General features: G+C 43.0%; 12 protein-coding genes. 8 read left to right on the forward strand and 4 right to left on the reverse strand.

Going from position 1 to position 14,782, the window contains the following annotated elements; all coding sequences use genetic code 11:
- Window positions 1–480: 480 nt before the first annotated feature.
- Both def and H6G92_RS17505 read left to right on the forward strand, forming a co-directional pair.
- Window positions 481–1,044, forward strand: a complete 564-nt coding sequence (gene def / locus H6G92_RS17500; RefSeq protein WP_190894917.1) for a peptide deformylase — start codon at window positions 481–483, stop codon at window positions 1,042–1,044.
- Window positions 1,045–1,054: 10 nt separating this feature from the next.
- Window positions 1,055–1,258, forward strand: coding sequence for a hypothetical protein (locus H6G92_RS17505; protein ID WP_109011114.1), 204 nt, complete (start codon window positions 1,055–1,057; stop codon window positions 1,256–1,258).
- A gap of 62 nt (window positions 1,259–1,320) precedes the next feature.
- On the opposite strand, the gene H6G92_RS17510 is transcribed toward H6G92_RS17505, so the two are convergent.
- A complete protein-coding gene (locus H6G92_RS17510; RefSeq protein WP_190894918.1) occupies window positions 1,321–4,857 on the reverse strand; it encodes a WD40 domain-containing protein in 3,537 nt (1,178 codons plus the stop codon).
- A 579-nt stretch (window positions 4,858–5,436) separates the two neighbouring features.
- Here H6G92_RS17510 and H6G92_RS17515 point away from each other — a divergent pair.
- From H6G92_RS17515 to H6G92_RS17540, 6 genes are all read left to right on the forward strand, one after another.
- Window positions 5,437–5,676 carry a hypothetical protein gene (locus H6G92_RS17515; protein ID WP_190894919.1) on the forward strand — a complete coding sequence of 80 codons (240 nt, stop codon included), beginning with the start codon at window positions 5,437–5,439 and terminating at the stop codon, window positions 5,674–5,676.
- A gap of 116 nt (window positions 5,677–5,792) precedes the next feature.
- On the forward strand, window positions 5,793–6,017 hold the full coding sequence (locus tag H6G92_RS17520; RefSeq protein WP_190894920.1) for a hypothetical protein: 225 nt from the start codon (window positions 5,793–5,795) through the stop codon (window positions 6,015–6,017).
- Between the two features lie 260 nt (window positions 6,018–6,277).
- Window positions 6,278–7,090 carry a PD-(D/E)XK nuclease family protein gene (locus H6G92_RS17525; RefSeq protein WP_190894921.1) on the forward strand — a complete coding sequence of 271 codons (813 nt, stop codon included), beginning with the start codon at window positions 6,278–6,280 and terminating at the stop codon, window positions 7,088–7,090.
- Between the two features lie 53 nt (window positions 7,091–7,143).
- Window positions 7,144–7,785 carry a GNAT family N-acetyltransferase gene (locus tag H6G92_RS17530; RefSeq protein WP_190894922.1) on the forward strand — a complete coding sequence of 214 codons (642 nt, stop codon included), beginning with the start codon at window positions 7,144–7,146 and terminating at the stop codon, window positions 7,783–7,785.
- Window positions 7,786–8,012: 227 nt separating this feature from the next.
- On the forward strand, window positions 8,013–10,379 hold the full coding sequence (gene recJ, locus H6G92_RS17535; RefSeq protein WP_190894923.1) for a single-stranded-DNA-specific exonuclease RecJ: 2,367 nt from the start codon (window positions 8,013–8,015) through the stop codon (window positions 10,377–10,379).
- Window positions 10,380–10,555: 176 nt separating this feature from the next.
- Complete coding sequence (locus tag H6G92_RS17540) at window positions 10,556–10,996, forward strand: Crp/Fnr family transcriptional regulator (RefSeq protein ID WP_190894924.1); 441 nt, start codon at window positions 10,556–10,558, stop codon at window positions 10,994–10,996.
- A gap of 64 nt (window positions 10,997–11,060) precedes the next feature.
- Here H6G92_RS17540 and H6G92_RS40360 read toward each other — a convergent pair whose 3' ends face one another.
- From H6G92_RS40360 to H6G92_RS17550, 3 genes are all read right to left on the reverse strand, one after another.
- Complete coding sequence (locus H6G92_RS40360) at window positions 11,061–11,189, reverse strand: hypothetical protein (protein ID WP_277926756.1); 129 nt, start codon at window positions 11,187–11,189, stop codon at window positions 11,061–11,063.
- A gap of 75 nt (window positions 11,190–11,264) precedes the next feature.
- A complete protein-coding gene (locus H6G92_RS17545) occupies window positions 11,265–12,650 on the reverse strand; it encodes a cobyrinate a,c-diamide synthase (protein WP_190894925.1) in 1,386 nt (461 codons plus the stop codon).
- A 134-nt stretch (window positions 12,651–12,784) separates the two neighbouring features.
- Window positions 12,785–14,620, reverse strand: a complete 1,836-nt coding sequence (locus tag H6G92_RS17550; RefSeq protein ID WP_190894926.1) for a ShlB/FhaC/HecB family hemolysin secretion/activation protein — start codon at window positions 14,618–14,620, stop codon at window positions 12,785–12,787.
- Between the last annotated feature and the right edge of the window lie 162 nt (window positions 14,621–14,782).

A 14,782-nucleotide genomic window follows, 5' to 3' on the forward strand; every position in this document is an offset into this window, starting at 1 on the left:
TGGCTGGTCTGGTTATAGGTCTCAAAAACCTGCGGGAATTATTACTTTAGTTCGTGGACTTTATCAGTTTGAATCCACCTTTCTTGGCTGGAAACTCGCTCTAGGTCTACTTGTGTGTACACCGTAGTACCTTAAAAAGGGGGGAACCGGAATCAAAGTCCCCCTTAAAAAGGGGGATTTAGGGGGATCTAGAATTTTTGATGCCGACAAGAGGACTTTTCAAACATCTTCTTATGACAACGGGGAATGCACAACGTCAACGACAAGCCAATTGGGCTTTCATCGAAACCTGGGATTTCAAGTGCTGTGTTACAAAAAGTAAGTAATAGGCTGTTGCTTGTCTAGACTACTTAAGTTTTTGTATACACGGAAGCAAACCAGAAAATTCCATTAGGTAAATTTTTGCATTACAGCTGGGGTCTAGCTGAGATTGGTAGAATTAAAGTAGTAGGAATTTTCACCATCTAGCCATCAAGACTCATGCCCTCTGAAATTGCTGTAGAGAAAAAAAAGTTAAAAAATCCACCTTTGGAACTTCATTATTTAGGCGATCGCGTGCTGCGTCAAGCTGCAAAGCGGATTTCTAAAGTTGATGACGAGCTTCGCCAAGTGGTGCGCGAAATGTTGCAAACTATGTATAGCAAAGATGGCATTGGTTTGGCTGCGCCCCAAGTGGGAATTCACAAACAACTAATTGTCATCGACCTAGAACCAGAGAATGCAGCTAATCAGCCCTTGGTGTTGATTAACCCCACCATTAAACAAGTCAGCCGCGATATCTCCGTTGCCCAAGAAGGATGCTTGAGCATTCCCAACGTATACTTAGACGTAAAGCGCCCCGAAGTCGTAGAAATAGCCTATAAAGACGAGTATGGTCGTCCCCGGACATTAAAGGCTAATGACCTCCTAGGACGCTGTATTCAACACGAGATGGATCACCTTAACGGCGTGGTATTTGTAGACCGTGTAGAAAACTCCTTGACTTTAGCCCAGGAGCTATCTAAGAATGGCTTCTCGTATCAAGCGGTGAAACCAATAGTATAGGGGGCTAGTAGTGTATTTAACTCCAAAAAGCGGTTTATTTCTGGGTGGTTCTTGTGTGAGTGCGATCGCGGCTGTCGGTTCGATTTTTGAACTCAGTTACGGACGACCAGATTTTGGTTTCACAGCTACGGCAATTATCCTGGCATTGAGCATTCCACTCACAGGATTATTTTTCTTTGCCGCAGTGAAGGACGCAAGGGCTAACATGAAATAAGCATCAGGTACATAAAAAAGGTAAAAGGATGAAGGAAAAGGCAAAATTCATTCTTTTACCTTTTATTTTTGCTCTGTATCTTCCACTGCCCCTAAAGCTTTTAGCGTCAACAACTGCGCTGTGGTTAACCCTGTTACCCCGGTGATATTCATCCCTTCGTAGAGTCTCTGAATTCTAAGAGTTTTTAGGCACTCACCGATTTTAATATCCCAAAGCTTGATTGTTTCGTCTTCGCTGCCACTCGCTAGGATACAATTATCTGGGCTGAAACTGACCGATCGCACCCAACTGGTATGCCCTTGCAAAGTTTTAAGACATTGTGCTGTATGGATATCCCATAACTTTACTGTTTGGTCATCACCACTACTAGCCAAAATGTGTCCATCAGGGCTGAAGGCGACTGACCATACACGACTCTTATGCCCCTGTAAAGTTTTCAGGCATTGTCCTGTGTGGACATCCCATAACTTGACAATTTGGTCATCACCGCTACTAGCCAGAATTTGTCCATCTGGACTGAAGGCAACTGGCCATACCCAACTGGTATGCCCTTGCAAAGTTCTCAGGCACTTACCTTCACGAAAATCCCATAACTTCACGGTCTGGTCTTCACTACCACTCGCCAGAGTTTGATTATCTGGACTGAAGGTGACTGACCATACCCAACTGGTATGCCCTTGCAAAGTTCTCAGGCATTGTCCTGTGTGGACATCCCATAACTTTATTGTTTGGTCGTCGCCGCTACTAGCCAGAGTCTTACCATCGCAACTAAAGGCAACCGACCTTACCCAACTAGTATGCCCTTGCAACGTTATGAGGCATTTTCCCTCATGAATATCCCATAATTTCACTGTTTGGTCGTCACCACCACTGGCTAGAATATGACCGTCTGGGCTGAAAGCAACTGACCAGATCCAACTGGTATGCCCGTGCAAGACTTTGAAACATTTTCCCTCATGAATATCCCATAATTTAATTGTTTTATCGTCAGTACCACTTGCCAAGATGCGACCATCTGGATTAAAAGCAGTAGCCCGTACTCGATGGGTATACCCTTGTAAAGTTTTGACACATTTTCCCTCACGGATATCCCATAACTTCACAGTTTGGTCTTCACTACCACTTGCCAGAGTTTGCCCATCTGGACTGAAGGCGACTGACCAGACCCAACTAGTATGCCCAGTTAATGTTTTAATGTATTGACCCGTGTAGCCATCCCACAATTTCACCGTCTGGTCGTCACTACAACTGGCGATGATTTGACCATCGGGACTAAAGGCAACTGACCTGATCCAATTGGTATGCCCTTGCAGAGTTTTAAGGCAATTACCTTCATGAACATCCCATAGCTTTATAGTCTGGTCATCACTGCAACTTACCAGAAATCGACCATTAGGACTAAAGGCAACTGACCTTATCCATCCGGTATGTCCTTGCAGAGTTCTGAGGCACTTACCTTCACTAACATCCCATAGCTTAATAGTCTGGTCTTCACTGCCACTAGCTAATATCTTCGCATCAGGATTAAAACTAACTGGCCATACCCAACTGGTATGCCCTTGCAAAGTTTTGAGGCATTGTCCTGTGTGGACATCCCATAACTTAACGGTGCGATCGTCACTGCCACTAGCCAGAATCTTCGCATCTGGACTGAAAGTGGCTGACCATACTCGATGGCTATGCCCTTGCAAAGTTCTCAGGCACTTACCTTCACGAACATCCCACAACTTCACTGTTTGGTCTTCACTAGCACTGGCCAAAATTCTACTATCTGGACTGAAGGCAACTGACCATATACGGCTTTTATGTCCCGATAAGGCGAAAATTTCTCTAGTATCAGCAACTTGCCATAAATGGGTTTTCGCATCAGCATCGCCTGCTGCTAATAGTTTTCCATCTGAACTAAATGCTACCGAAGTAATACTACCTAAGGTTCCAGAAAAGGCAGACTTAGCTAAATCGGCATTGGCAAAATTGACATTATGCAAATTTACACCTTGTAAGTAGGCTTGCCAAACGGTCAGATTGGAAAAGTTGTAGCCAGTTAAATCTGTCTGCATTTGACACAACAAATTGAGAATATTTCCGACCGCATATCCTGGTTGTGGAGGAGATTTTTCTTGCAGTTTCGATAAAATTTTAGTCAGTTTGTCTTCAATAGTTTTGGTCAATCGGAAAATCGTGATTAACCTCTTAAGCACTGGTATAAGTATGAGGTTAATTTGAGCGTTCCTAATATAATCTTTGGCTGTAGCCTCACTCAGTGGATGACTCATGAATAGAGTCATTTCACCTGTGCTAATCTGTTGAGCAACTTTTTCAACTAACATCTCGGTGATGTACTCCATCACCACAGGTTGGAGCGTGAACAGTGCAGCACTTTTCTCAATTAGCGATCGCCTGCGTAGGGATTCCACTGCCTCTAGTAATTCCCTTTTTACCAAGGGACGCACAATATCGTCTAGCAAATCTTCTAGTGAAACTGCTTCACGCTTAATTGCTAACCAGTAAATGATTTCTTTTTCTAGATCAGATGTACGCTCAAACTGCTGATCTAATAAATTACGGGTGTCACCAAAAATTATCTCTCCTTCATCTAAAAAGGCAGCGATATCACCACCAAATAATTCCCGGATTGTCTCAGAGACTAGTTTTAATGCCAAGGGATTACCTGAATAATTCTCAACCAGTTTTGCCCAGTTGGTGTGTGAACCAAACAAGCCTTTATCTTTAAGAATTTCTTGCCCTTCTGTTTCTCCTAATCCGGCTAGTGATAATGTTCTGACTGGTGATGCTTTTCCCTCTAAAGGTGCAAATTCTTTGGGTTTTTCCCGAGAAGTTAGCACTAAACAACTTTGATGAAATTCTTCTCCTACCCGTTTGAGTAGCTGACCATAACCTTCATATCCTTCTCTATAATGTCCGGCGCGTTCGCCTCCTTGTAAAATCGTCTCTACATTATCCAACACCACAAGACAACGACGCTTTCGGAAATAATGAATTAGCAGCGTTATTCGCTCATCTACTGTTTTTGGCAAATCACTTTCTTGCTCATCAGATAAAAATCGGATCAGGATCGCCAACATTTCTTCGATAGGTGGAGCATTGCGGAGAGTTCGCCAAATCAGGCGCTCACAATTATTTTGCACCTCGTCTGCCAGTTTCACAGACAAAGCTGTTTTACCAATTCCTCCCATGCCTAATAATGCTATTAAGCGACAGTTATCCTTGACAATCCACTCCTTCAGCTTAGACAGTTCTGCTTCCCTTCCATAGAAGACACCACGAATACTAGGTGCTTGTCCCCAATTTTGGTAATTGTTGGCAATGGGTTTAACAGTAACTGAAGATGCACGATACTCACTTTCAATCACTTGCTGTAACTTGGTGAGCTTTCCTGGACCAGCCCCACTGACATGAAATTTTTTATAAACCTCACTTAATCTTTTGCGTACTGCCTCAGCGCTAATACCCAATTCTTTGGCGATCGCATTTGGCGATTTGTCTTGAACAGCATACAACAACACCTCTAGCTCACTGCTAGACAGACTCCGTTCTTGGGCTAAAGCCAAAAGAAATTCTTCGGGAATCTCACTCATACTCACACTAAGACAAACTACACTCCAATCTTAGCTCACTAGGTGAGAAATGAATCTACCCAGATTGACGCTTAAACTATTGTCTAGTGATGACAATGCGTTGTTGAGTCAGTATCTTGAAATAATTTTCTCAGTTTTACTTGACTAGGTAACTTAGTTACTTTATAGTGAGTTTAACACAATCGATTTAAATAACTTAGTAAGTTTGCGGTTGAATTACCCAAACTTAGTGAGTAAGAGGTAAAGGCAAAAGCTGGAACCGTTAATCGATTTTGAAAAATACAAGGATTCACAGTCTGTTGTCTGTATGAATTGCATTTTAGGGGTTGATGCGCGTAGTCTGCGTTCTGCATGATCACGAGCATGAAGCACCTAACTTCAATTTCAAAATTATCTTTGCAATTCATTTAAAAGTTTACTTCCACCATTTGTAATGGTATTTACAAATGGTTCAGGTTTGGTAGGACTATTGCGTGCCTTGACTAGCTAAAAGCAACGCAAGTATTGGCTCCTTTTTTAGGACAGTCGAGGTAGCTCTAGTTGCTGCTTAGATTCAACTCTCAAAACAGGACAAAAACTATGAAAATCAATCTCAAAGATGATGAGAATCTACTATTCAAGTGGTTTTCTCAGGGACTCAAGTATTTTCTGCTGACTCTGCTTGGTTTAGCGATCGCTCTTGTATTGTCTCATGTTTTTGGCGCTGCCTCAATAGCTGGGATGCTTTTATCCACAAGCCTATGGATATGCTTTGTGAGGATAGCAGTATCTCTGTTTTGTCTATTTGCGATCGCCATGATTGTTGAGTCTTGGAGTTGATTTTTCATCCAATCATCAGCAACAAGATTGCAATTTTAGGTTCGTAGTGAAGCTTAATCAACTCTCTTGGGTTAAATGCAAGTTTAGCCCAAGGCTTACCACTAGGAGATTATATCATGCCAAATAACAGCAACGGCTCTGGGGGAGAAACACTTTCGCCAATATTAGTCATCTTAGTGGCGGGGTCTATCTCTTTGGCGATCGTTAACAAAGCTAATCACCCAGCATATTTTGACATCGTTAAAATAGCTATGGCCTACAGCTTTGGCTCAATCAAGTCCCAAGGAAAAACTAAACATTCTAATAACCAGGATGAGGTAGATAAGGATGAGTTGAAATAGCAGGCGTGAAGATAGTAAAAAACAAGTATTTTTTACAGATAGCCTGCCAAAATTAAGCTCATTTCACTCCTAAAAGGGGATAGGATAACACGAAAGATTGATGACTGATGACTGTTAACCGTCATCAGTCAACAGTTAACGGCGGCGGGGCGGCTATCCCGGACACTTGTGTTGAGCGCAGTCAAAACACCCCTTGAGGAAGTGGGCTTCCCACCGCCAAAGGTGAGTTGCAGATTAGAATTTGCTTCTAAAATAGAAGAATGCTGTCAACTCCCAATCAACTACGGCGACTGTCTCAAGGACAACTCAACTTACTAGAAGCTTGTCCGCGTAAATTCCAACATACCTACCTAGAACAACTCAATTCGCCCTCAAATCCAGAACAGGAAGAACGGCAAACTTTGGGTAGTCGTTTCCACCTGCTAATGCAGCAGCGAGAAATGGGTTTGCCAATTGATAGTTTTCTGCAAGCAGATGCTAAACTCCAAAGCTGGATGCTAGCTTTTGCCGATGCAGCCCCAGAAATTTTAACGGCCGCATCTGATAATCAAACTTTCCGTGAGAGTGAACACTACCGCACACTGCAAGTTCAGGACTATTTGCTGACGGTTGTCTATGATTTATTGATTGCAGATAACCAACAAGCGCAAATTCTCGACTGGAAAACTTATCCTAAACCACCCAATAAACGCAAGTTAGAATCCAACTGGCAAACACGGCTTTATCTATATGTATTGGCAGAAACTAGCGACTATTTACCAGAAAATATTTCCATGACTTACTGGTTTGTCCAATCTGAGGGTAAACCGCAGAACATTAAATTTAATTACAATACTGCTCAACATACACAAATAGCAAAGAAACTTAATCAACTATTAAACCAGTTAACTAATTGGCTGGAATATTACCAAAATAACCAGCAGTTTCCCCAAGTTGTGGAGGGTAGTAAAATCTGTGATTATTGTCAGTTTGCCAAACGGTGCGATCGCACACAAGTTACTGAAGAAGCAGTGAAAGACTCATTGCCCAATTTTGACAGCATTCAAGAAGTCTCATTCAACCCTATACATTAGAGAATATTTGTCAAGTCCAGTAGGGATATAAAGAAATTACAACTTCTAAATTTATGTCAAGCTTTGACGAAACCGAAGCCATTTATGTCCGCGAATTAGGAATTGATGACATTGCTCCTATTTATCACTTGGGAGAAGGGTTATTTACCAGCGATTTATATCCTTATTTATACCGTACCTGGGACGAATGGGAGGTGATTGGACTTTACAACACCGATCCAGAATACTGTCTTGTGGCTGAAACAGACGGAGAATTAGCAGGATTCATTTTGGGAACCATCATCACCAAAGCATCCTGGACTTATGGATATATTCTATGGCTAGGAGTTAGTCCGAAGTTTCAGCGTCGGGGAGTAGCAGACAAGTTAGTTGATAAAGTCGTCGCCCGCATGATTGAAGATGGGGCGCGGTTTATGCTGGTAGACACTGATCCTACCAATACTTCAGCATTAAAGTTTTTTAACCGCAAAGGTTTTGGTAATATCCGCCAGCATATTTTCTTGTCGATGAATTTAAGCAAGCATGAATATTATGGCAGATTGATTGATTACGAACACCAAAAAGCTGAAAGAGCCGGTTACAAGCGATCGCGTCCAGCAATTCGCGCCCGGAAACCCGATAGCGCCGCTAATGAAGTAATCCTCAATCCCCTAGTGAGTGAATCTCAAACAACCGAAGATCAATCTCCGATTTAACTAGTTCCGTGAGTTTATGTCCCCCCCTTCTAAGCTGTTAAGCATTTAATTTGCACATTGAGATCGCAGGGGGGCAGGGGGCAGGGAGCAAGGGAGAGGGTTTGCAGCTTTTATTACCATGAAAATGATGCAATTTAAATGACGATTAGCTTATCAAGCAGCAAGTTTTGTGGTGAAGTCTAATTCCCTGTTGCAAAACTTAATTACGAATTACGAATTATTTAACAATGCCAGAACAACAGCAGTGGACTATAGCAGCAACCGAACAACCCCCGGAGTGGTTCATCCAAGCGGTGAAACAGCATACACCTGCATCAAGTGGAATATATGCAGCGCAATTGTTGTGGCAACGGGGAATTAAAGATCATCAACAATTAGCAGCTTTTATCAATTACAAAGCTTATCAACCAGCGAGTCCGTTTGAGTTTGGGCAAGAAATGCACTTAGCGATCGCACGATTGCAACAAGCGTATAACATCAAAGAAAAAATTGCTATTTGGGGAGACTTTGATGCTGATGGTATTACCGCCACATCTGTACTTTGGGACGGATTAGGGCAATTCTTTACACAAAAGACTCAGTTAATTTACTATATTCCCAATCGCCTGAAAGAATCTCACGGACTCAATAATCAAGGGATTGATAACTTAGCAAAACAAGGTTGCAAATTAATTGTTACTTGCGATACTGGCAGCACAAACCTTGAGGAAATTATCTATGCCAAACAACTAGGCATAGATGTAATAGTTACAGACCATCACACCTTACCCACTGAACGCCCACCCGTCGCAGCAATTATTAATCCTCGTTATTTGTCTAGAGAACATCAGCTGTTCAATCTTTCTGGGGTAGCGGTAGCTTATAAGTTGGTGGAAGCACTGTATCAAACCCTGCCTAATGTTGCCAAACATCCGTTAGAGGATTTATTAGATTTAGTAGCAGTAGGATTAATTGCCGACTTAGTGCAGTTAAGTGGAGATTGTCGCTATTTAGCACAGATGGGAATTCAACGACTGCAAGCAGATTTTCAACAGCCAGCAGCAGTGCGTCGCCGTCCGGGGGTGGGGCGATTATTAGAATTGTGTCAGAAAAATGGCGATCGCCCCACAGATATTTCCTTTGGTTTGGGGCCAAGAATTAACGCCGTCAGCCGCATTCAAGGTGATGCCAGTTTTTGCGTTGAATTATTAACTAGTCGGAATACCAAACGTTGCAACGAACTAGCCGAAGTTACAGAACTCGCAAACACCCGCCGCAAATCTTTGCAAAAAGATGTGCAAGCGCAAGTAGCACAAAAACTTACTCAATTAGACTTATCAACCACCAGCGTCATCGTCCTAGAAGATGCCCAATGGCCTGCGGGTGTCTTGGGCTTAGTTGCTGGACAAGTAGCACAAGAAACAGGTCGCCCAACGATTTTGTTGAGTACGGAAAGCGCTATTTCCGCAGATGTGGAGAATGAATATATCCCCGCATCTTCTCCTCCTCCCCTCGCCCGTGGTTCCGCCCGTTCGGTGAATTCTGTCGATTTGTACCAACTGGTGAAAGACCAAGCACATCTGTTACATCGCTTTGGGGGACATCCCTTTGCAGCGGGTTTGAGTTTGTTAGTGGAGAATATTCCTTTATTTACAGCAGCAATTAATCAGCAGTTGCGGCAATCTTTAGGTAGTACAACCCTAACGCCAACCGTGCAAGCAGACTTGACGGTAACAGTAGCAGACTTGGGGAAAGAGTTATTTTTAGAACTGAAACTGTTAGAACCTTGTGGAATGGGTAACCCTGTTCCGAAATTGCTAATTCAAAATTGCTGGTTTGAAAATGCTTGGCATCGCAATCAGCAGGATTGGCAAGGGAAAAAGGTACAGTACATTAAAACCGAGTTTGACATTCGGGATGATTCCAGCAGAAGTGCTTTTCCTGGTATATGGTGGGGGCACTACAAAGATGAATTGCCTATAGGAAGGTGCGATTGCATAGCAGAATTAGACTATAACACCTTCAAAAAACGTTATGAAATCAGATTAATTGCCGTGCGTCCGAGTGTTAACTCAGCACTCAACACTCGGAATTTACCACTCATCTTGGACTTACGAAATCAGGAACATTCAGCACTTAGGACTCAACACTCAAAACTGATTATCGAAGATTGTCCTACAAACTGGGATGATTTACGCGCGTGGTTGCGGCGATGTCTAACAGCAAGCAGTTCGCAACAACTAGCGATCGCTTGGTCTAAACCCAACCTTCAACCACCCAATCAAATTTGGCTGACTCTTGTCGGAATTGCCAAATATCTCAGTCGCACAAATCAACTAGTTACCCGCGTCCAACTGTTAGAGAAAATCGGCATCACTGACCAAACCTTACTTGTAGGCATCAAAGCTTTAAAATCTTTAGGGTTCACAGTCAAACGACAAGACCGTTATTTGCAAATCGCCTGGTATCCAAGCGAGAGTGCAGAAAACTTGGCCGACGCAGCCGTGGAACGATTTTTAGCTGCTGTCCGAGAAGAACAATTTCAGCGACAGTATTTTGCCGAAGTGCCTTTATCTACTATTGTTGCGATCGCAAGCTATGATAACTTGGTTTGAAAAATGTCATTACATAGAAATTGGTGGGATGGATACCTTACAGCAACTCGTGGTTCTCTGTCGGCAAAATTTGAGATATTCTTGGCGGCTAGCGTTTAACATCAGTTAATATGACTAATCGCGCTCTGGCTTAAGTTTTAAAATATACAGTAATGTTTGATGTTTAACTTGTAATTATGCTAACCAGTGTTGACCGTTTATTATTTGTCCGGCGAGTCCCGATTTTTAAGGAATTGCGGGATGATTTTATTGTGCGGCTCACTTCAGTAATGAACGAATTGTCATTTCCGGCTAATTACACCATCTTTCGCCAGGGAGAAGAAGGGCGATCGCTCTATATTGTTGTGTCAGGTCGAGTTAAAGTTCACATCGGCAATAAACAACTTGCAGAGGTAGAACAGGGAAAATACTTTGGTGAGATGGCAGTATTTGATACTCAACCTCGTTCCGCTACTGCAACGACTTTGGAACCTTGCGAATTTTTGGAACTGACGCAAGAGCAGCTATATGATGCGATCGAAGAAACTCCCGAAATTGCGGTGAATATCATTCGTGAGTTATCCCGTCTGATTCGCAAGTTGAATGATGATATGAATGTCACGTCTTTGCGAAGTTAATAATCAAGTCAATCTTGAATAACGGAGAATTAATTTAACGCAAGTAATAGAAGAGAAGATGAATTCATTTACCGCTTGACCTTCTATAGCCGTTCTCATTTACGTCAGTTACACCCGTAGGGGCACGGCAGTGCCGTGCCCCTACACCTCGTGATGTAATGTTGTACCGCATCTGAATGGGAACCGCTACCATGTTCTTCTTCTGAATCTTAGATTTTCATAATCAAGAAAATATTTTCTGATAGTTTTTAATTCACCCTACTAGGTTTTAGGCTTGCTTAGATTCACGTTTATTCCGACATTCTTTAATAAACTGCTGGGGAATTTCTCCACTTTCTCCCCAATGCAGATGAACATAAGAAGCATGAACATTTGCAGGTAAACTCCATCCCTCGTATCCCATATTTTCGTCACAATCATAGCGAGAAGTTTCAAATAGGGGATGAGTAGGAGTTAAGGTTAAATAAGAACGATGAAACTCATGTCCATAAACAGTTGTACCTGCCTTGACTAACAGATTATCTTGCAAAGCTAATGCACGACGGTAACCCAAAGTTAAACGCCCACCCATCACAGCAGATGTCGGTAAAACTCCCGCCATTGGCCAAGATTTACCCTCAAAATCGATAATTTGCTCACATAAATACATCAATCCTCCGCATTCGGCGATCGCAGGCATTCCTTGAAGAATTGCTGTTTTCACTGCATCACGAACGCTGGTATTCTCTGCTAATTGCTGGGCAAAAACTTCTGGGAAACCACCGCCAAAATACATTCCCTGCACATCTTTTGGTATTGCAGCATCTTCTAATGGACTCCAGAAAACCAGTTCTGCACCAAGTTGTTGCAGCAAATCAAGATTGTCTTGGTAGTAGAAATTAAAAGCGCGATCGCGGGCTACTGCAATTCTAACTGGAGAGGAGGGGGGATGAGGGGGATAAGGGGTATGAGGGAGAGGTTTTGATTTTAATAGGGGTAATAAATGTTGCCAATCGAAGCAGGTATCTCCTAAATCGGCGAGGCGATTAATTAAAGCGTTGAGTTCGGGAAGTTCTGCTGTGGGTACTAAACCCAAATGGCGATCGGGAATTGTAATGTTATCTTGACGGCGGAGTACGCCGAGTATTGGTAATTGTAAGGGTTCTAGGGAATCTTTGAGGAGAGAAAGGTGGCGATCGCTCCCCACGCGATTTAATACTACTCCAGCTATTTTAATTCTGGGATCAAAAGACTGGTAGCCATGAGCGATCGCAGCTACAGAACCAGAAAGGCGACTACAATCAATCACCAACACCACAGGTAAATCTAAAAGCCGTGCGATGTGTGCAGTACTCGCAAAATCAGTTGATTTTTGCTTTTCTTGCCCATGCCCTATTCCGTCAAATAACCCCATTACCCCTTCCACTAGGGCATATTCGCTCAGTTGACTATGACGGGCAAAACATTGCTGAATGTAGGCTTCGGAAGTCAATACGGGGTCTAAATTGCGACAAGGGCGACCAGTTACGTGTTGATGAAACATCGGATCAATGTAGTCTGGGCCTACCTTGAAAGATTGCACTAGGCGATCGCGACGACGTAAAGATGCTAAAAGGGTGAGCGTAACTGTTGTTTTGCCCACCCCACTACGTTCTCCAGCAATGATTACAGACATAAATGAAATAAATGAATGAGGTTTTAAATTAACAACTCGCGATCGCAGCTTGTGCTATGGCTTCTCGATGAGTTATATCAGGTTCGGTTATTAGCTGTGCCGCACCGTTAGCCATAGCCTAACGCACCACTTTACTAGGGTTGATAGCGAAGGCTAAAGTAAAAACCATCATCCTGAGCGTTATTACCGCGATCGCTCAGATCGATAAATGGAAATCCATAATCGAGCCGTAAAAAGAGATTATCAATTCCCATTGCCTGATTCCATAATAATCCTAAACCTGCGCCCACCAAAAAAGTTTGATCGGGCAGCTGATTGGGATTATTAGACTGATTCCAGACGGCTCCCATGTCCAGAAATGGCGCGAGTTGAATTGTGGATAAGCCAGATTCATTGCGCTGGACTGTGATCCGATCTTCTATAGCTACACGAAATCCATTATCTCCAGAACGGATATTTTGGCGATATCCTCTTACAGACTGTCCACCGCCAATCACAAATTGCTGAGAAGGTAAAAGGCTATCTGGTGTTAGTTGCAAGTCTGCTTGGATGAGCAACAGATGATCGTTGCTGAGTTGCTGTACGCGCTGGACTTGACCTAGCCAACTGAAAAAGCGACCATCGGGTATGGGGTCATTGTTGATAGTTGCATCTAATATGTCAATGCCAAAATTAAATTGCGATCGCAAAAACCAGGCTCCTTGAGGTTCGCGCCTAACATAGTCTTGACCAAATTTAATTACACTGGTGCGGCTAACGCCATTGGCATCAGGCCCAATGCCAAAGGGGGTTGCAAGGTTATCGAAGAGGAAGGTTTGACCATCTTGATAGGTAAATCCTAAGGATAGGGCAAATTCTTCTCTGGGCGATCGCATTAATGGTTGACGATAATTAATTTCATAAAGATCCTGGTTTGCTCGAATGCCAAACGCATCAAAGGGTGGCTCAGTGATTTCGCTGCGATTAAATGCCGCTCTAATTTGTACCTTACCGTTCATGGCGTTAACGGGAACTTGATAGCTAAAGTCAAAGGCATCGGAACCACCAGAAAGCGTGTGGTAATAGGAGCCTGCTAACTCATCTCCCATCCCAGTTAAATTGCGCGATCTTAATTCAACACCCAACCTTTCCGCACCAATACTCGGAGGCGAATAATTATCTACACCCAAGCTACCAGTTAAAGGGTTTGCCTCTTCAACTCTGACAATGAGAATACTTTGACCAACCTTACCCGTTGGACGCAGACGCGCTTCCACATTTGTGAATAGGGGATCGAGTCGCAACAGTTTCAGCTGATCTTCGAGCTTACCAGTATTTAGAGGGGTACCGGCACCTAGTTGGATGCGACTCCGAATATAAGATGGGTTTAATCGCCGTGTCCCTTCGATCTCAATCTCTGTCAAACGTCCTTCAAAAACTCGAATTACCACAACACCATCGGCGGTACTAGCTTGCTCAGTGTCTGGAATCGCTCTGGAATTTATATAGCCTTTATTTAGGTAAAGTTGGGTAACAGCATCTGCGGCTTGTCTGATTTCTTCTAAAGTCAAGTCCCGTTCTTCAAACGGCTTGACAACTGGATTAAAGTCATTTTCAGTAAATACTGTGCTGCCTACTACCTGGATTTTGCGAACCCGAATGCGTTGTGGTGGAGGTGATTGGGGGTTCGGTTCTGGTTGATTAGAGTCAGTAGCCGGAGAAGGTTCTGTTTCCTGTGCTATTTGTAACTGTGGGTGATTGCTATTTTCAGCCGGGTTTGGTGTAGAGATATCGGCTTTAGCTCTAAGTCCATTGGCAGTTACAATCCAGACCGCAGGCAGAATTAGCAAGCCACACTTGAAACTGAAACTGTGCTGACTCCATTTTTTAGTTGCCAGACTGTGCCAAGTGTCCAACTGATGAGAGAGATAGACAATTCTTTGCTGAGTCGTTGCTCCAGACTTAACACGAGTTTCTGTTCCTTTTGTCATTTCTTTTCGGTGGTGTGCCTGATCTTACGACATGGCTGATTTCAATTTTTGGGTATGCTACGGGTGCATGAGTATTTGAATATCATATTTTTGACATTCAAATTTAAGAAAATTTGTAACTAAAAGATAATAAACAGCAATCATTACTAAGTAAAAGCCCTT

The sequence above is a fragment of the Nostoc foliaceum FACHB-393 genome, assembly GCF_014698505.1.
Classification (GTDB): domain Bacteria; phylum Cyanobacteriota; class Cyanobacteriia; order Cyanobacteriales; family Nostocaceae; genus Nostoc; species Nostoc foliaceum_A.

Excerpts from the sequence above, each read along its gene's own strand:
- H6G92_RS17520 (WP_190894920.1), top strand. The coding sequence starts at position 5,793 with ATGCCAAATAACAGCAACGGCTCTGGGGGAGAAACACTTTCGCCAATA.
- H6G92_RS17510 (WP_190894918.1), bottom strand. The coding sequence starts at position 4,857 with ATGAGTGAGATTCCCGAAGAATTTCTTTTGGCTTTAGCCCAAGAACGG.
- H6G92_RS17540 (WP_190894924.1), top strand. The coding sequence starts at position 10,556 with ATGCTAACCAGTGTTGACCGTTTATTATTTGTCCGGCGAGTCCCGATT.
- H6G92_RS17530 (WP_190894922.1), top strand. The coding sequence starts at position 7,144 with ATGTCAAGCTTTGACGAAACCGAAGCCATTTATGTCCGCGAATTAGGA.
- def (WP_190894917.1), top strand. The coding sequence starts at position 481 with ATGCCCTCTGAAATTGCTGTAGAGAAAAAAAAGTTAAAAAATCCACCT.
- H6G92_RS17515 (WP_190894919.1), top strand. The coding sequence starts at position 5,437 with ATGAAAATCAATCTCAAAGATGATGAGAATCTACTATTCAAGTGGTTT.
- H6G92_RS17545 (WP_190894925.1), bottom strand. The coding sequence starts at position 12,650 with ATGTCTGTAATCATTGCTGGAGAACGTAGTGGGGTGGGCAAAACAACA.
- H6G92_RS17550 (WP_190894926.1), bottom strand. The coding sequence starts at position 14,620 with ATGACAAAAGGAACAGAAACTCGTGTTAAGTCTGGAGCAACGACTCAG.
- recJ (WP_190894923.1), top strand. The coding sequence starts at position 8,013 with ATGCCAGAACAACAGCAGTGGACTATAGCAGCAACCGAACAACCCCCG.
- H6G92_RS40360 (WP_277926756.1), bottom strand. The coding sequence starts at position 11,189 with ATGGTAGCGGTTCCCATTCAGATGCGGTACAACATTACATCACGAGGT.
- H6G92_RS17525 (WP_190894921.1), top strand. The coding sequence starts at position 6,278 with ATGCTGTCAACTCCCAATCAACTACGGCGACTGTCTCAAGGACAACTC.